Here is a 17,773-nt window from a genome sequence, read left to right on the forward strand (position 1 = left end):
ATGGGTTAACGCGGAGGCGCAGAGGCGCGGAGATTTTGAGATGCGCTGCGCGCGGGCTTTTTGCCTCTGCGCGCTCTGCGCCTCGGCGCGATCAGTCCAGCGGGTCGAGCAGGCAGCCCCAGCCCTTGCGGTAGCGTGCGGTGCGGGAGGCGAGAAGCGGGACGCTGGCTTCGACGCTGCGCGATTCGGGGTCGTCGGAGAGGGTGACGAAGGTCATGCCGGGTTCCTTGTCATGCCTGCAGCTGTCCATGCCGCGCCCCTCCACATAACGGCAGGAGCAGGTGATCCGTGCGCCATAACCCGCGCCCACGGCGGCGCGGGCGCGCATGCCGCTCCAGTTCCACGCCAGCAGCAGGACGAGCAGCACTGCAATGGCGGCGAGCGCATAAATCCATTTCGGGCGTGTGGACATGCTCCCCTTTCCGATGAGCCGTGCTAAGGGCGCGGCTTATGAAGCTCGAGCGGAAAAGCGTAAAGCCTGTTGGCATCGGCGTCGCCATTTTGTCGCTGCTGGCGCTTGCTGGCGGACTGGCGGTGCGCGCGGCGGACCCGGCGCCCGGCTATCAGGTGACGGCGCCTTCGGGGGTGAGCGAAGCGGATCTGCGCGCGGCGATCGATCCGCTGTTCGAGGGTGAGGAGGATGTCGGCGAGACGCGGGCACTGATCGTCATGCACCGGGGCGAGATTATCGCGGAACGCTATGCGCCCGGGTTCGGGCCGGAGACGAAACTGCTCGGCTGGTCGATGGGCAAGAGCGTAACGGCGGTGCTGGTCGGGTTGATGGTCGCGGATGGGCGGCTGGCACTCGATTCGCCTGTGCCGGTCGCGACGTGGGGCCAACCGGGCGATCCGCGCGGGCGGATCACGCTGCGGCAACTGCTCGCCATGACGTCAGGGCTGGACCATGTAGAGGACGATGAGCCGCTGGCGCAGGCCGACACGGTGCGCATGCTGTTCACCGACGGCGCACAGGACATGAGCGGCTTTGCCGAGGCCAAGCCGCTCGCCCATGCGCCGGGGTCGCGCTTTTCCTATTCGACCGGCAACACGCTGATCCTCGGGGACCTGATGGCGCGGATGCTGACGAGCAATCCCGATCCCGATGCGCGGCGGCAGGCGATGCAGACCTTTATCGACGGGCGGCTTAAGATCCCGGCAGGGATCAGGAGCCTGACGGTGGAATATGACGCGGCGGGCACGATGATCGGCGGCAACTTCCTGCACATGACCGCGCGCGATTATGCGCGATTTGGCGAACTGCTGCGCAACCATGGGCGTGGCCCCAATGGACATCAGATCGTGCCGGAGAAGTGGGTCGATTTCATGCGGACCCCCTCTCCCCGCAATCCGGCTTATGGCGCGCATCTCTGGTTGAACCGGGAGAGCGACGAGAGCGCACTGATGCCGGGAGACGCGCCGCGCAGCCTGTTCGGCTGTGTGGGGCACGGCGGGCAATATATATTGGTGTCGCCGGGGCAGTCATTGACGGTGGTGCGGATTGGAGCGTCACCGGATAAGGAACAACGCGCAGCGCTCAAGCAGGGGCTGGCGAGATTGATGCGGCTGTTTCCGGCCTGAGGTTTAGACGGGTACGGGTGCCGCTATATTCTGACGGCCGGAGCGGCACTGCGGCCTGAAAGGCAAGTGAGGGGCCTCGACAAGCTCAGCCCGAACGGGGTGGCCGAAAGTCGGCTAATTTAGGTCGATGCGCCAGTGGCCAAAGGTCGACCCAGGCCAAAGCGGCCGAGCAGTTGCCGCCATCGGCGAAGCGGTTGCTTTATAGGCGGGTCGATCGGCGATATGCGATGCACGTCCAGCAGGTCGAAGCCCGACCGCCTTCCTTCGACCTTCACTCGCATTCCCAGATAGCGCCGTGCAGCTCGAGGCGCGTCCAGCTGCCAGATGCCACCGCCATCCGTTTCCAACGCACAGCCCCATCGGCCCGGGCGCAATATTCCGGTTTCCACATGACATAGGCCTCTAGGCATCCGGGTTCATCCCGGAAGCCGATGGCGGCGCAGTTCGGCAGCGCCATCTAAGGCTGACAGGCGATCAAAGATGGCGCGCTTGAGCAGCGGCGATGCGTGGATGAGATGTTGAAGTTCGCGGATCGCGCCATCAATCACGCCCTTGTCATAGTCACTGACTGCGGTGCGACGCGTGGATGGCGGCGTCGGATCGACGAAGAAGCATATGCTGTCCTGTTCGCCCGCCAAAAGCTCTACATGATGCTGCCTGAGCCGATCGATCAGCATGTCGGCGACATATTGTTCCCATTTCATATCCGTGCCCATCTTTCCAACGCTGGAGGTCTGTCCCGCACTCAACAGGTGAGCCCAAAAAAAGGGCGCGCCGAAATCGACGCGCCCAGTGCATGAGGAGAGTTGGATCAGAAACCGAAGCTGATACCGCCGCGGATCTGAGCCAGGCTGTTGTGCCCGCCGAAGCCGTAACCACCGGACAGGAACAGGTTGACGCGCTTGTTCACAGAAGCGTCGATACCCAGTTCGATCAAGCCATGACCATCGGGGTCGACGCCCTTCAGGTTGAAGGCATTGCCGCCACCCACATATTGAACGGTGCGGTCGCTGCCGATGTTGCCCTGGAAGCTGTACTGCACCTTGGCATAGGGGCGGTATGCGACGCCTTCGACGTCGCCCAGCAGGGCACCCGCCTTCACACCGATGATCGGCGAGAAGACCGTCTTCGACGCATCATCCACACGCAGACCGATGCCTGCGCCACCTTCTTCGGTGAAGCCGTTCATCGACCAGCGGCGCAGAGCCAGCTTACCATAGGGCGTCACGACCAGACCGTTGCCAGCCGCGAAGTCATAGCCCAGTTCCAGGCTGGCATCCCATTGCGAGCCCTTGAAGTCGCCTTCGATGGTGCGGGCAAGCAGGGTCAGGTCGCGTTCGACTTCGAACTTCGAGAAGCCGTAGGCGAACTGGAAGCTGCCGTAGAAGGGACCAAAGCCCTGGGTCGCATAGGCACCGATGGTGTAGGTGCGGACCTGCGCTTCTTCCGGCGAACCCTTGGCCGAAACGTCATGCTGACCATAGCCGAAGCCGATGCCGAAGGCGCCGTCTTCCTGATAAGCGACGTCGATACCGAAGGCGCCACCATAGCTGTTGGTCTTGATCTTCGACGCGCCCGAGCGGGTGCCGCCCGTCTTGGCGAAGTTGGCCGATGGATTGAACCAGATCTGGGTGCCCAGAGCCTCTCCATAACCGCGACGCGCCGCCAGACGGCTGACCGTGGTGTTGAAGACGGCATTCTGATCCACCGCAGCAAGCGAACCGTAGATCTCCGCCGAGGAAAGCTCGTTGAAGACCTGCGCCGCCTGTGCGCTGTTGAGGCGCCAGTCGAGGCCAGCCGCGATGTTCGCGATGTCCTGCGCATTGGCGATCTCGGTCGCGGTGGCAAAGCCGTTGCCGCCAGCAGCGTCCGTTTTAACGCGGGCGATGACGTCAGCAAGCGCGCTGTCCAGACCCACAGCCGCAGCAGCCGCGTTGCGGTTGGTCGCGCCAACAGCATAGCTGTTGCGGGTCGCTTCGATCGACACGGTCTTGGCAGCCGTGTCATGCGTCAGGCCGAAGGTCACGAATTGCGAGTTCAGCGACGAGGTGGCCGTTGCCGTGACATCGCCCGTTCCGGTGTAGGTGAACAGCGTGTAGCCGTCGCCGGTGGAATAGAGGCTGTCCTTCGACACGGTCACCGCGACCTTGCCAGCGAGGTTCAGGTTCCCGTCCACCGTGACGGATGACGGGGTCGAGAAGACACCGGTATTTTCCGGAGTGGTGAAGTAGGGAATCCCCACGCCGCCCGTGATCGGACCCAGGACTTCCGGAGCCGAACCGCCGTTGGCAATGCTGAGACCGGGGCGGATCAGCGAGGGATTGACGCCGACAACCGTCGTGCCGGTGGCACTCTGGGTGTAGTTGCCCTGCTGATAGACTTCGATGCCCTTGATAGCTTCCGGACCCGAGCTGACGATGCTGTTGCCGACCGTGCGGATAACGGTGGGTTCGCGGCGGCCGATGACCAGGGTCGCATCATTGTTGATGTTGCCCTTGATCCCGAAGACCGCATCAGCCGAAGCCCTGTCCAGCTGAAGCTCGCCAGCCTGCACGTTGAGGTTGCCGACATCCATCGTCCAGGCAGCAGGCGTGGAGCCTTCAGCCGGAACATATTCGGCACCCGTCACAACGAAGGTGCCAGCACCGGTCTTGTTGACGGTATTGACGCCAAGAACGCGAACCGCCGTCGGACCGAACAGGCCTTCAGCATCTTCCGGCAGGGTCGCGACCGGCGTGAAGTCGGCCGGGGCGGTCGAACCAGCGAGCTTGAGTTCGCTCGCACCCAGGAAGCCAGCGCCGTTCAGGTTGACGGTGGTGTTAGTTAGATAGGCGCCGCTGTCATCGCGCTGAGCGTCAATGTCGCCAAGCGTGATCGAGCCGTTGTTGAGGTTGATCGTGGCATTGATGTCAGCCGTCTTGACGGCGGCTTCGCCACCGACAGTCAGGTTGAATGCAGCCGGATCCACCTGCGACGGGTCAAGCGGAACTCCTGCGCCCGAAACCAGCGAGGTCAGAGCAGAAGCGACATCGTCCTGCGTCGATACCGCACCGGTGACGGTGAAGCCGCGGGAGATGCCGTTCTGGTCAACCGTGTAGGTCTGTGCAGCCGGAGCGGCGGTAACGGTGACGGCCGTCGTATTGACGGTCGCATCGACAGTGGCCGTGCCGCTGAACACCGACCCGCCGAGCGTCGTGGTGCCCGTCAGGATGCCGTTGTTCGTGACAGCGCCCGTGACGCCTTCCAGTTCTACGTCACCGAACGCGATACCGTTGTTGGTGAAGCTGGCGTTGCCGCCGACCGGAGCCGCCGTGATGCTTGCCGCGATGGTGCGTGTGCCAGCATTGGTCGGGTTGGTGTCGGTGATCGTGGCCGTGCCGCCCTGATCCAGCGCGGAAACGCTGAAGACATTGCCTGCGCCCGGCGTACCGAGCGAGCCATTGTTGACGAGCGAGGCAGAGGTGAGGCCTTCAACATCGACATCACCAAGGACGGTGCCGTTGTTCGTGACCGAGGCCGCCGCGCCGACTGGCTGGCCAGTGAGCGTCGTCACGATGCTGACGGGAGTGAAGCCGTCCGCCGCATAGGTGGTGACGGTTTCAGCGCTGCTGTCGAAGCCAGAGCTGCTGGCTGACAGGGTGCCGCCAGAGCCGTTGTCGGCGTCGCCAATTACGCTGCCTTCGCCGATGGTGATCGATGCGCCGCCCAGGCCCGAAGCGAAGACATCGCCCGCAACGCTGGGCACGCCCTGCTGCGAGGGAGCGTCCACGACTACCGAAGCCTGACCGCCTGCCGAGGTCAAGCTGCTGCTGTCGCTGCTGGTGGTCAGCGTGTCGATGCCGCCAGCGACGGTGTAATTGTCAACGCTCTCGCTGTTGAAGAGGTCGGTGCCGGACGAGGCAGATACCGATCCACCAACCGAGCCGGTGATGTTGGCGCTCGCATTGCCGAAAGCCGAAACAACGGTGCCGTCACCATCGATTCGCCCTGCATTGTTAAGCGTTGCATTGCCAGCAACAGCGGGAGCCGCTTGCGTCGAGGTGGTGGTGAAAGTGGCCGTGCCATCTCCAGCGGCATCTACCGTGCGCGTTGTGGAGGCTGTGGATGCCACATCAGCGGGCGTCGAGACGAAGGGCCCGATCTGCGCGGTGCTCACGAAGACATTGCCGCCAACGGACGCGTCGGCGCCGATGTCGGCAGATGCCGCAGCGCCACCCGAGACATTCACGCTGCCGCCCACATTGGCCGCACCCTGAAGCGCCACGGAAGCTGCGCCGCCGGTCTGGCTCTGGGTGAACTGAGTGCTCGCGGACGAACTGGTCCCCTGCAGGACGCCAGCGTCGTAGGTGTCGGTGCTTTCCGAGTTGGTCGTCACATTGATGGCGAAACCCTGGCTGGTCGAGCTGACATTGCCGGAGATCTGGCCGCCATTGACGTTCACCACGCTGCCAGCGTTGCCGAAGGACGTCACATCGCCATTGCGGCCGGAATCGCCAGGAGCAACCGTGCCGTTGACGTTTACGGTGCTGGTGCCGCCGGTGGAGGCGAAATCAGTGGTGTCGACGCTGGTGGCGACCACCGTGCCGGTGCCCGCGCCATCGCGAGAGTCGGTTGCAACGTCCGTGCTGGCAGTGGCGGATGCTATGCCCTGCGCGGTGGACGACACATCGCCATAGACACTGCCGCTGACGGTGGCCGTGCTGTTGGCGGCGGAGAACTGGCTGACGCTGCCGTCATTGCCGGTGCCGAAGTTCAACGAGCCGTTGATGCCTGCATAGGTGCCAGTGACGTCGCCGCCGATGGTCTCGCTCGAGCTGCTGGACTGCGTGGTCGTGGTCGTTCCCGAGACCGTCACCGTGGGACCAGTGCTGGTCGAGACCGTGCTGCCGCTCGACGCGGTGGTCTGACCCAGGACCTGGCCATTGTTCGCGATGGTGATCGCGCCTGTGCCCGACGCAGCATCAACGTCACCGCTGATGCGCCCTGCGGCCGCGTTGGTGATCGAGATCGCGCCATCCGTGGTCGAGGCAAAGGCATCGCCGCCGACCAAGCCGCTGTTCGCCAAGGTGACAGAACCGGTCGTTGCCGCGCCGACCAGGTCGCCATCGACAGAACCGTTGTTGGTGACCGCGACGTTCGCGGTGCCCAGGGCCGAGCCAATGAGGCTGCCGCTCACTTCGCCCGCCGGGCCATTCACCAGCGCCACATCGCCATAGGCCGAGCCGATAACGTTGCCGTCTACGACAGCATTGTTGGTGATCGAGGCTGTGCCGCCGAAGTCGGTTGCGCTGAGGCTGCCTGCTACTTCGCCATTGTTGGTGGCGGTGAAGCTGTTTGCCGCAGCCGTGCTTCCGACGCCGCCAAAGGCAATGCCTGTCACCCGGCCGTCATTGGTCAGCGAAACCGCACCGTCGCCTTCGCCAGCCGCATAGCCGCCCGCGACGAAATCATAGCCGACGGTGCCGCCGGTGATGTCAGCCCCAGCGGCGATCGTGACGTTCAGATCGGGATTGGCAGGCGTCGTGATCGCTGCATCGATGTCGGCGTTCACTGCAGCCGCCGTACCTGCGCCGGTGGGCACATTCACAGCGGCAGGAGCGGCAGAGGCTCCGCTGGCGTTGGCGAGGAGCGCCATCGCCGGCATCGAGGCTGACAGAAGCAGCATCCGATGCAGTTTCGAGTTAGTTCTCATTCGTCTTTCCCCTAGTCATCGTGCAAAGCCGCGAAGCCAAGCGGCGCAGGGGAGAAGGCCCGGGGCGACACCAGCCCGGCCTTTCCGCATCTAAATGCGCGGTGAAAAATCCCCTTCACCCCCTGCACAACGCCAGACGCACTTCGCGTGCGTGTGCGCAACTTGCGCAAACGTCCTATGCGCAATCCCTTTTCTTCGCAACGGCTTTTTGCGGTAGCGCAAACAGAAGCGCAAATGACTCCGAATTTATGAGCTTTTGTCTCCGCATCGGAGGGATTTGGATGAATTTTCTAGATATTCATGTGCGCAAATTGTATAGATGTTCAATATGCAATTGGCAGGTTTGCAGCGGAAATGTGAAGCCCTCTAGAAACCATTGATAGGAGGCCGGGCGTTTGCGCGGCTGCCGTTTCTATCGAAGTGGTCACACCGGTGTGCCCAGAGCAGGCGCGGAACAACATGCCTTTTGACTATGAATGGGATCAGCAGAAAGCGCGCGGGCTGATCAGTTGCCTGATCGAGGAAACCGGCCTTTCCGCGACCGAAGTCGCGCGGCGATCAGGCTTGTCACCATCGACGCTCACTCGGATCTACCCCACGCCATCGGTCGGCTATTCCCTCTCCGCCCGCAGCATCGCCAAACTCAGGGAAGCCTTTCCCGAGCCGTTCGCCATGTGCGAGGCGCGGGGCAGCGTGGCTTCGATCCCGAGCCACAGCCATATGGTGAAGGAACGGCCGCTGCCCTTTGCGATGCCTGGTGATCGGTCGATACCCGTCTACGCCGCTTCGCTCCTGTTCCCCGACGACGACAGCATATCGGTCGCAAATGATCTGGAAATCTGGGAAGGCGACTTTACGCAACCGGCTGCCTACATGCCTGCTCCGTTCGGCCGTGGCGACGCCAACCGCTATTTCGCCATCTACATCCCCAGCGAGGCCATGGAGCCACGCTTCCGGGCTGGTGAGCGCGTCATATTGGACAGGATCAAGCCTGCGTCCATCGACACAGATGTGATCGTGCAGCTGCGCGACGACGACGAGCGGTCCTTATGGACGATCGGCAAGCTGAGCGCCCGGGATCGCAACCTGATCGGCCTGACGCAATATAAGGATCGGGTGACCGCCTCCATTCACCGCAGCAAGGTGCGGCATATCTTTCCCATCATAGCGATGCTCGACGACGAAGCCTGAGGCAGCGCGGCTCTACAGCAAGAATTGCCCCTCTATTACCGTGCGGCAGGCTCCGGTCAGGGTGACGCGGTCGTCTTTCAGTTGGCAACTCATACTGCCGCCGCGTAGTGAGGCTTGAACGGCGCTGAGCTTCGTCTTCCCGAGCCGGGCTGCCCAGAAGGGAGTGAGCAGGCAGTGCGCTGAACCGGTCACGGGGTCCTCGTCCACGCCGCCGCCGGGCACGAAGACGCGGCTGATGATGTCGCTGTCTTCGCCTGGAGCCGTCGCGATGAGCATGATGTCGCCCAGCGCTTTCAGGGCCGCATAGTTGGGCTGGAGCGCGCGGATGGCGGCAGCATCGGGGAAAAGGAAGAGGCTATAGCCGCCGTCGCGCCAGTGGGACTCGATGGGGGCGCCGCCTAGCCCGGCGGCAAGGTCAGGCAGCGCTCGGGGCTCCATGTGCCAGGCGGGCAGCGAGAGGGCATAGCCGTCGCGATCCCTTGCCACCGTGAGGACGCCTGCATGCCGGGTGCGGAAGCGAAGCGCGGTGCGGCCGCCCATGAGCACATGGCCGCTCGCGAGGGTAGCGTGGCCACACAGCTTTACCTCGACCGCGGGCGTGAACCAGCGCAGCGCATAATCGGCGTCCGGATCATCAGGCAAGGGAACGGTGAAGGCGGTTTCCGACAGGTTGTTTTCCGCCGCGATCGCCTGAAGCGCGGCATCGTCGAGCCAGCGGCCGAGCGGCATCACAGCGGCCGGATTGCCAGTGAAAGGCGCGTCGGCGAAGGCGTCGACCTGGGTGAAAGGAAGGCTGGTCATGGAGATTGTCCTGGCTGGTGACGCCATGATGGCGGGATGCGGGGCGGGAAGACAGGGCCAGCGGAGACATATTGGTCTGGGTTCGAATATTGGGTGGGGAGCGACGTGGCGTTCGGTGTAGAGGCCCGAGATGCCAGCCTTCGCTGGCATGACGATGAGCAGGGGTGGAGACGATTGCCCGTCAGGCATGTCAAATCGCTGGCGTGGCCGCCGCATTCGGCGATGGAGCCAGCTTTACTGACTTGAGGTACAAACGAAATGGGCCAGCCACATGCATGGCTGGCCCGTGTTCGCGGCTTGAGGGGACGTTTTGACCGTCAGGCCATGCTCTGCATGGTGACGCTCCCCAGGCTTACGCACTGCCGCTCGCCCTCCCGCGGGCGATCGATGGTGCAATGTTAACGCAGATTTACTGAGTCGTCTCGCCTTTAGATGGCTTTCAACGGGAAATGCGCTCGGTTCAGCCGGTTAGACGCTGCCACATTGCGCGCGGTGGAGCAGTTTCTGGTCGGCCAGCACCAGCGCCATCATGGCTTCCACTACCGGCACGCCGCGAATGCCGACGCAGGGATCGTGACGACCCTTGGTGATGATGTCCGATGCCTCACCCTCCCGAGTGACGGTTTCCACTGGGATGAGGATCGAACTGGTCGGCTTGAAGGCGACGCGCAGCTTGACGGGCTGGCCGGTCGAGATGCCTCCCGCGATCCCGCCCGCGTGATTGGCGAGGAAGGCAGGACCATCTTCGCCGGGCCGCATGGGATCGGCATTTTCCTCACCCCGCAGCCGGGCTGCCGCGAAGCCATCGCCGATTTCGACGCCTTTGACCGCGTTGATGCTCATCATGGCGGCGGCCAGTTCGCTATCAAGCTTGGCATAAAGCGGCGCGCCCCAGCCCGCAGGTACGCCGGAAGCCACGCATTCCACCACGGCCCCCAAGGATGAGCCGTCCTTGCGCGCGTCATCCACCAGCTGCTCCCATCGCTGTGCAGCTTCCCGGTCAGGGCAGAAGAAGGGATTGTTGCCGATCTCCGCAGCGTCGAACCGGGCGTAGTCGATCGCGTCGTCGCCGATTTCGCTGACATAGGCGAAGATGTCGACGTCGGGCAGCACCAAGCGGGCGACAGCGCCAGCCGCGACGCGGGACGCGGTCTCACGCGCCGACGAACGGCCGCCGCCGCGATAGTCGCGAAATCCATATTTGGCGTCATAGGCATAGTCGGCATGGCCGGGGCGATACGCCTTGGCGACATCCGAATAATCCTTTGACCGCTGGTCGGTATTTTCGATCATCAGGCTGATCGGCGTGCCCGTGGTGCGACCTTCGAACACGCCTGACAGGATGCGCACTTCGTCAGGCTCACGGCGCTGGGTCGTGAATTTGGAAGTGCCGGGCTTGCGCTTGTCGAGGAAGGGCTGGATGTCGGCTTCGCTCAATGGCAGGCCGGGAGGACAGCCGTCCACGACCGCGCCGATGGCTGGGCCGTGGCTTTCACCCCAGGTGGAAAAGCGGAAGACGCGGCCGAATGTGTTGAAGCTCATGCCCTGCCTTTTGGTCCGCGGATCAGCCCTTGTCGAGTGCGATGTCGGGGGCGTCTTCGGCCTTCATGCCAATGACGTTGTAGCCCGCGTCGACATGGTGAACTTCGCCCGTCACGCCCGACGCGAGGTCGGACAGCAGATAAAGCGCAGCGCCGCCGACATCTTCAATCGTCACGTTGCGGCGGAGCGGGCTGTTCAGCTCGTTCCACTTCATGATGTAGCGGAAGTCGCCGATGCCGCTGGCGGCCAATGTCTTGATGGGCCCTGCCGAGATCGCGTTGACGCGGATATTTTCGGGGCCCAAATCCATCGCCAGATATTTGACGCTGGTTTCCAGCGCAGCCTTGGCGACGCCCATGACGTTATAGTGAGGGATGACCTTTTCCGCGCCATAATAGGAAAGGGTGAGCAGGCTGCCGCCCTCCGCCATCAATTCGCGCGCGCGTTTCGCGACGGCGACGAAGCTGTAAGCCGAGATGTTCATCGTCATCAGGAAGTTTTCGAGGCTGGTGTCGACATATTTGCCGCGCAGCTCATTCTTGTCGGAAAAGCCGATCGCGTGCACGACGAAGTCGAGCTTGCCCCAGCGCGCCTTCACCTCGTCGAAAGCCGTGTCGAGCTTTGCCATGTCCGACACGTCGCAATCGAGCAGGAAGTCCGATCCCAGTTCCTGCGCAAGCGGCCGCACGCGCTTTGCCAGCGCTTCGCCCTGATAGGAAAAGGCAAGCTCCGCCCCCTGTGCGCGCAGTGCCTTCGAAATGCCCCATGCAAGCGACTTGTCATTGGCGAGGCCCATGATGAGACCCCGCTTCCCCGCCATCAAGCCCGTCATTCTGATGTCCCGTTCCCTTTGCTGTCTGCGGCGGCCTGCTCCAGTTCCTCTTCGGGAAATTCAGCAAGCGCCGCATTGAGTTCCGCGCCAATTACCACGCCAAGGCCGACGAGGAAGAAAAAAATCAGCGTGATCATCACACCGGCCAGGCTGCCGTAGGTGCGATCATAGCCGCCAAGCAGCGAAAGCGTGGGCGGCAGCAGCATGGTGACGCCATACCACCATAATGCCGTGGCAACCGCGCCGGGCCATTTGGGGAAGCGTTTGTCCTTGTAAGCGCTCGGCGTCAGGGAAAAATAGAGATAGTAGAGGGCAAAGCAGAGGATCAGCATCGGCAGCACGCGGGTGAGGCTGACGATCTGGATCGCCTGGTCGGCAAAGGGCAGGATCTGGTGCAGGAACTGGTCTATGCCGGTGATGATGATCTGAAGCGAGAAGGCGAACATCACGGCAAACACGCTGACCAGGGTGATGCCGATGGCGGTCAGGCGGTAATGCCAGAAGGGGCGCGTGCTTTTCGTGCCATAGGCGCGGCGGAGGATGTCGCGGATCGTTTCGATGAGGCTGCCCACCGTCCAGAGGCCCACGAGGCCGCCGAGCCAGAGCAGCGGTCCGGTGCGGGCGTTGAGAACGTCGATGATCGGTTGCTTGACGACGCTCGCGACGCCAGGCGGCACTGTTTCGAGAAATGCGCCCACTGCCGCGAGACCGTCCTGCGACCGGCCGAAGATGCTGGCCACCGCCGCCGCCACGATGAAGAAGGGGAACAGCGTCATCAGCGAGAGATAGGCAAGGTTGCCCGCATGGATGAAGCCGTCGCTGTAGGTGCCGACGGCCACGCGCTTCATGATTTCGAAGGCATGGCTGCCGGGACGAACCTTGGCCATGCCCCGGTCGAAGCGGGCACGGGCGTCATGGGCAAGCTTTTTACGACGCGATTCAGGCGAATAGGGTGAAGGCTGCGGCATCCCTCCCCTAACGCCCTAGACGCCGAGATGGGCGCGAACGGCCCGGCTGTCCTGCCAGCCTTCGACGAAGGACTTGAGCGCCGCATCGTCGCCGGGCAAGTCGATGAGCAGACGGACGAGCTGATCACCCCGCTCGCCGCCCTTGTGCGTGAAGCCCTTGCCGCGCAGACGCAGTGTCTTGCCCGAGGTCGTACCAGCCGGGATGCCAAGCATCACGGGGCCGTCGACGGTCGGCACCTTCACCTTGCCGCCCTTCACCGCCTCGTCGAGCGAGATGGGAAGATCGAGAATGACATTGTCGCCATCGCGGGTGAAGAAGGGATGCGGTTTTATTTCGATCGTGACGATCGCGTCCCCCGCCCCAGCCGGGCCTGCCTGGCCCTTGCCCGACAGGCGCATCTGCGTGCCGCTTTCGACGCCAGCGGGAAGCTTCAGGTCGATGGTCTTTCCGTCCTGAAGCGTGATGCGCTGCGGGGCGAGCGTGGCGGCGTCGACGAAGGCGACGGCGAGCCGGTAAGAGACGTTCGCGCCCTTCTGCGGCGGCGCGCCCCGGCCGAAACCGCCAAAGCCGCCGCCGCGCTGGCGCGCGCCGCCACCACCGAACAGTCCTTCGAAGATATCGCCGAAGTCCCCGCCCTCGCTGAACTCGAAGCCGCCGCCCGCGCCGGGGCGGCCACGAAAGCCGCCACCATTGCCGCCAAAGCCGAACGGCGCGGTCGGATTGCCGTCGCCGTCTATTTCGCCCCGGTCAAAGCGGGCGCGCTTATCCTTGTCCGACAGAAGATCGTAGGCGCTGGTGACGGCCGAGAATTTCTCCGCCGCTTGTGGGTTATCCTGGTTCCGGTCGGGGTGAAGCTCCTTGGCGAGCTTGCGGTAGGCCGACTTGATCTCTGCCTCGCTCGCGCCGCGCGCGACGCCAAGTGTGGAGTAGGGATCCGCCATTGCCGATTGTCTATCCTTGTTCGTGAAAGCTGATTTGCAGCATATGTGGCGAAACTGTCACGATCGTTCAAGCGGCGCGACCATCGACATCGGCCAAATCGAGCCCTAGACCAGCGGCATGACCGATCCCTTCACCCTGTTCGACCAATGGTATGGCGAGGCCCGCGAGGCCGAGATCAACGACAGCAACGCGATGGCGGTGGCGACCGCCGACGCGCGCGGGCGTCCTTCGGTGCGGATGGTGCTGCTGAAAGGGCACGGGCCGGACGGATTTGTCTTCTACACCAATTTCGAAGGACGCAAGGCGGAGGAGTTGCTTGCCAATCCGCACGCGGCCCTGCTGTTCCATTGGAAAAGCCTGCGGCGGCAGATCCGGATCGAGGGGCCGGTGGAAACGGTGGAAGAAGCCGCCGCCGACGCCTATTTCGCGACGCGCAGCCGCGACAGCCAGCTGGGCGCGTGGGCTTCGGACCAGTCACGTCCGCTGCCTTCTCGCCATGTCTTCATGAGCCGCTATGCCGATGCCGTCGCCCGGTTCGAGGGCGGGCCGGTCCCTCGCCCGCCACACTGGTCGGGATTTCGCGTCGTGCCGCAGCGCATCGAGTTCTGGCAAGACCGCGAACATCGTCTGCATGAGCGGCGTTTGTTCGTCCGCGATGGAGAGGGATGGAGCGAGGGGCTGCTATATCCTTGAAACGAACATCCCCCCCCTCCCCGAGAAGATCAGGGCCTTGCCTTGGGCGAGGAAAGCGGGGCTCCGTTCGTTCAAAAGGTTAGGCGTCCGGGCGGGCGCTTGCTAGATGTGCGGCCAGCACGGCGAAGAGGACATGCATGCGGAATCGACTGACGGCCTTCATCCTCGCCGGCATGATCCTGGGCGTGGTGACCGGCTTCGCCGCCAATCTGTGGGTCGGCGGCGACAAGGCATTGGCGAAGGACGTCGCGGGCTATTTCCACCTGCTGGCCGACATATTCCTGCACCTGATCAAGATGATTATCGCGCCGCTGGTGTTTTCCACGCTGGTCGCGGGCATCGCCCATATGGGGGACAGCGCGGCGCTGGGGCGGATCGGCGGGCGTGCTCTTGCCTGGTTCATCATCGCTAGCCTGATCTCGCTGACGCTCGGCCTTATCTTCGTCAATTTCTTTGCGCCGGGCGAAGGGTTGAACCTGGTTCGATCCGGCGCCGAGTCCGGCGTCAACACCGAAGCGCTCAATTTCAGGGATTTCGTGCTGCACGTGTTCCCCACCTCCATGGTGGGGGCGATGGCGGAAAATTCGATCCTGCAGATCGTCGTCTTTTCCCTGTTCATCGGTGTCGCGCTGACGGCGATCGGAGAGAAGGGCAAGCCGATCATCACCGTCATCGAGGCGATGGTCGAATTGATGCTGCAGGTGACCAGCTATGTGATGCGGGTGGCGCCCCTCGCCGTGTTCGGCGCGCTGGCTTCCGCGATCACGACCGAGGGGCTGGGCGTTCTCAAGACCTTCGGCGAACTGGTCGGCGAATTCTATTTGTCGTTGCTGGCGCTATGGGTGCTGCTGTGCTGCGCGGGCGCGATCTTCCTCGGGCGGCGGATGATCAAGCTGCTCAAATATGTGCGCGAGCCACTGCTCCTCGCCTTCTCGACCGCATCGTCCGAAGCAGCCTATCCCAAGATGCTGGAGCAGTTGGACCGCTTCGGGGTTCCGCGTCGGATCTACAGCTTCGTCCTGCCGCTCGGCTATTCGTTCAACCTGGACGGGTCGATGATGTATTCGACCTTCGCGACGATCTTCATAGCACAGGCCTATGGCATCGATCTGCCGATCGCGACGCAGATCACCATCCTGCTGGTGCTGATGGTGACGAGCAAGGGCATCGCCGCCGTACCGCGCGCCTCCCTTGTCGTGGTCGCGGCAACGCTGGGGCAGTTCGACCTTCCGGTCGAGGGAATCGCGTTCATCCTGGCGGTCGACCACTTCATGGACATGGGCCGCACCGCGACCAACGTGCTGGGCAACGCCATCGCAACGTCGGTCATCACCAAATGGGAAGGCATGCTGGAAGTCGAGGAGCCAGACTATGTTCCGCATCCCAAGGCGCCAGCCCATACACCGGCGCACGGTCGTGCCGGGCTGGAGCTGGCGCCGGACATGGTAGAAGAGGACCATCGGCGATGAGCCTTGGAAGGCCGCGCAACTGACGGATTGAACCACGGGGAGCCTCATCCCCGACCTATGGCAACAGGAAGACTTATCGCGCGGCACATTGCCGCAGGGCTGCGCAGCCTGCAACATTACGCTGCGTCAACGGTTCTTAGTGCATGCGCGTCCTGGCAAGCATGAGATGACGATAGCGGGCAGACGAGCCCTGTCACTTCAGTGGCAGATGCTGGCCGGATTCCTGATCGGACTGATCCTGGGGCTGATCGTCCATGCCAGCGCGCCTGAAGCGGCCTGGGTCGATCAGGTCACCACCTATGTCACCGGGCCCATTGGCCAACTGTTCCTGCGACTGCTGTTCATGCTGGTGATCCCGCTGCTGGTGTCCGCTCTGATCGTAGGCATCGCCGAGATGGGCGAGATGCGCACGCTGCGCCGGGTGGGGATCAAGACCCTGCTCTACACGCTGCTGGTATCGAGCATCGCCGTCGTCATCAGCCTGGCCGCCGTCAACATCCTGCGCCCCGGCGACGGGGTCGATCCTGTTCAGGCGCGAGCGATGCTGGACGATGCCGGCGCGGGCGCCCGCGCCATCCTGGCCCGGGGCGGCGAAGCACCTCACGGGATGGACGCCCTGATCGCGATGGTGCCGGACAACATCGTCAAAGCGATGGCGAACAACGACATATTGGCGGTGATGGTCTTTGCTCTCTTCTTCGGCATCGGCCTGGTGCTGGTTCGAACCGAACAGAGCCGCTTGCTGCTATCGGCGATGGAAGGGTTGTTCGAAGTCACCATGCGGCTGATGGGATTGGTCATTCGGCTGGCGCCCGTCGCAATCACATGCTTCATGTTCAACCTGGCGGCGCAGTTCGGATGGGAATTGCTGGAGCGGCTGTCCGCCTATGTCGGTGTTGTCGTTCTGGCACTGCTGTTTCAAATGGTGGTCGTCTATTCGCTGCTGCTCGCGATTTTCGCACGACGATCGCCGATCGCCTTTTTCGCAGGGGCGCAGGAGGCGATCGTGATGGCCTTCGCCACAGCATCGTCCAACGCGACGCTGCCCACCGCGATTCGCGTGGCCGAGGAACAACTGGGCCTGCCCCGCCGGATCGCGCGGTTCGTTCTGACGATCGGTGCGACGGCGAACCAGAACGGCACGGCCATGTTCGAGGGGATCACCGTCTTGTTCCTCGCCCAGTTCTTCGGCATCGAACTGGATTTGGCCCAGCAGTTGATGGTCATGCTGGTGTGCATATTGGGCGGGGTAGGAACGGCGGGTGTGCCAGCCGGATCACTGCCCGTGATCGCGTTGATCCTGGGCATGGTGGGCGTGCCGCCAGAGGGGATCGCATTGGTGTTGGGCGTCGATCGCTTGCTCGATATGTGCCGCACCACGCTGAACGTCACCGGCGATCTGGTCGCCGCAGCCGTCATCTCGGCAGGCGAACCGGCAGAAGCGGTCAGCGAGCCGCCTTCGCCGCCTCTGCCCACCAAATGAGACTGTCGGCAAAGCCGTTGAATCCGCGCGCGAGCGCCGCGCCGCCGTCACCTTGCGGCTGGCCCTGCTCGTCAAGCGTTTGGCCGATCTGGCCGACGCTCAGGCGTTCGGGAATGACCGCCATGCCCATGGCGGAGAGCGTCACCGTCCATGCAGCGTGGCTGTTCACCCCGGCATAGCGGCCAGCCGAATAGCTGGCGATGCCTGCCGGGCGCTTGTCGAACTCCTTGAGATAATGATCGACGAGGTTCTTGAGGCCGGGTTGGACGCCGCGATTATATTCGCCCGCGACGAAGACGAACGCGTCGGCGGCAGTGAGGCGGTCGGCGAGCGCCGCCATGGCAGCGGGCGCTTCGCCGGGCGGATAGTCGCTGTAGCGCTGGTCGAGCATGGGGAGACCCACCTGCATGGCGTCGATCAGTTCCGCTTTGTGGCCGAGTTGCTGGAAGCCGTTGATGAGATAGTCGGCAAGGCGGATGCCCATGCGGCCACGGCGGTAGGAGCCGTAGAGGACGAGGATGTTGAGGGACATGCGGCCATTGTCGCAGACGGTGGAGGCTGCGTCCAGGGTTTGCAGATGG

Annotated in this window: 15 protein-coding genes; 5 read left to right on the plus strand and 10 right to left on the minus strand. The window is 63.4% G+C overall.

Going from position 1 to position 17,773, the window contains the following annotated elements; genetic code table 11:
• Positions 1-91: 91 nt before the first annotated feature.
• On the minus strand, positions 92-412 hold the full coding sequence (locus MU848_RS01840; RefSeq protein WP_247229835.1) for a hypothetical protein: 321 nt from the start codon (positions 410-412) through the stop codon (positions 92-94).
• A 38-nt stretch (positions 413-450) separates the two neighbouring features.
• Between MU848_RS01840 and MU848_RS01845 the strand changes: the two genes are divergently transcribed.
• Positions 451-1,578, plus strand: coding sequence for a serine hydrolase domain-containing protein (locus MU848_RS01845; RefSeq protein ID WP_247229836.1), 1,128 nt, complete (start codon positions 451-453; stop codon positions 1,576-1,578).
• 119 nt (positions 1,579-1,697) lie between these two features.
• On the opposite strand, the gene MU848_RS01850 is transcribed toward MU848_RS01845, so the two are convergent.
• The 3 genes from MU848_RS01850 to MU848_RS01860 all read right to left on the minus strand — a co-directional run bounded on the left by MU848_RS01850 (position 1,698) and on the right by MU848_RS01860 (position 7,222).
• On the minus strand, positions 1,698-1,988 hold the full coding sequence (locus MU848_RS01850; protein WP_247229837.1) for a DUF5818 domain-containing protein: 291 nt from the start codon (positions 1,986-1,988) through the stop codon (positions 1,698-1,700).
• A gap of 6 nt (positions 1,989-1,994) precedes the next feature.
• On the minus strand, positions 1,995-2,282 hold the full coding sequence (locus MU848_RS01855) for a hypothetical protein (protein WP_247229839.1): 288 nt from the start codon (positions 2,280-2,282) through the stop codon (positions 1,995-1,997).
• A gap of 107 nt (positions 2,283-2,389) precedes the next feature.
• Complete coding sequence (locus MU848_RS01860; RefSeq protein WP_247229841.1) at positions 2,390-7,222, minus strand: autotransporter domain-containing protein; 4,833 nt, start codon at positions 7,220-7,222, stop codon at positions 2,390-2,392.
• 507 nt (positions 7,223-7,729) lie between these two features.
• Between MU848_RS01860 and MU848_RS01865 the strand changes: the two genes are divergently transcribed.
• A complete protein-coding gene (locus tag MU848_RS01865) occupies positions 7,730-8,461 on the plus strand; it encodes a hypothetical protein (RefSeq protein WP_141397854.1) in 732 nt (243 codons plus the stop codon).
• A 12-nt stretch (positions 8,462-8,473) separates the two neighbouring features.
• Here MU848_RS01865 and MU848_RS01870 read toward each other — a convergent pair whose 3' ends face one another.
• The 5 genes from MU848_RS01870 to MU848_RS01890 form a co-directional block, all read right to left on the minus strand.
• Entirely contained in the window at positions 8,474-9,262 is a 789-nt protein-coding gene (locus MU848_RS01870; RefSeq protein ID WP_247229843.1) for a PhzF family phenazine biosynthesis protein, read from the minus strand.
• A gap of 468 nt (positions 9,263-9,730) precedes the next feature.
• Positions 9,731-10,804 carry a chorismate synthase gene (aroC, locus tag MU848_RS01875; protein WP_247229845.1) on the minus strand — a complete coding sequence of 358 codons (1,074 nt, stop codon included), beginning with the start codon at positions 10,802-10,804 and terminating at the stop codon, positions 9,731-9,733.
• A 22-nt stretch (positions 10,805-10,826) separates the two neighbouring features.
• Positions 10,827-11,636, minus strand: a complete 810-nt coding sequence (gene fabI / locus MU848_RS01880) for an enoyl-ACP reductase FabI (protein WP_097092482.1) — start codon at positions 11,634-11,636, stop codon at positions 10,827-10,829.
• Entirely contained in the window at positions 11,633-12,604 is a 972-nt protein-coding gene (locus MU848_RS01885) for a YihY/virulence factor BrkB family protein (protein ID WP_097092483.1), read from the minus strand. Before MU848_RS01885 ends, fabI begins: the two co-directional genes overlap by 4 nt.
• A 15-nt stretch (positions 12,605-12,619) precedes the next feature.
• On the minus strand, positions 12,620-13,546 hold the full coding sequence (locus MU848_RS01890; RefSeq protein ID WP_247229847.1) for a DnaJ C-terminal domain-containing protein: 927 nt from the start codon (positions 13,544-13,546) through the stop codon (positions 12,620-12,622).
• A gap of 118 nt (positions 13,547-13,664) precedes the next feature.
• Between MU848_RS01890 and pdxH the strand changes: the two genes are divergently transcribed.
• The 3 genes from pdxH (at position 13,665) to MU848_RS01905 (ending at position 17,192) form a co-directional block, all read left to right on the plus strand.
• The gene (gene pdxH / locus MU848_RS01895; protein ID WP_247229849.1) at positions 13,665-14,240 is read left to right on the plus strand and encodes a pyridoxamine 5'-phosphate oxidase; all 576 of its coding nucleotides are present in this window, start codon (positions 13,665-13,667) and stop codon (positions 14,238-14,240) included.
• A 137-nt stretch (positions 14,241-14,377) separates the two neighbouring features.
• Positions 14,378-15,709, plus strand: coding sequence for a dicarboxylate/amino acid:cation symporter (locus MU848_RS01900; protein WP_247229852.1), 1,332 nt, complete (start codon positions 14,378-14,380; stop codon positions 15,707-15,709).
• A gap of 166 nt (positions 15,710-15,875) precedes the next feature.
• On the plus strand, positions 15,876-17,192 hold the full coding sequence (locus MU848_RS01905) for a dicarboxylate/amino acid:cation symporter (RefSeq protein WP_247229854.1): 1,317 nt from the start codon (positions 15,876-15,878) through the stop codon (positions 17,190-17,192).
• Here MU848_RS01905 and MU848_RS01910 read toward each other — a convergent pair.
• On the minus strand, positions 17,155-17,724 hold the full coding sequence (locus MU848_RS01910; RefSeq protein WP_247229856.1) for an NADPH-dependent FMN reductase: 570 nt from the start codon (positions 17,722-17,724) through the stop codon (positions 17,155-17,157). The two genes, MU848_RS01905 and MU848_RS01910, sit on opposite strands and share 38 nt — an antisense overlap.
• Between the last annotated feature and the right edge of the window lie 49 nt (positions 17,725-17,773).

This window comes from Sphingobium agri (assembly GCF_023051225.1).
GTDB classification, from domain to species: domain Bacteria; phylum Pseudomonadota; class Alphaproteobacteria; order Sphingomonadales; family Sphingomonadaceae; genus Sphingobium; species Sphingobium agri.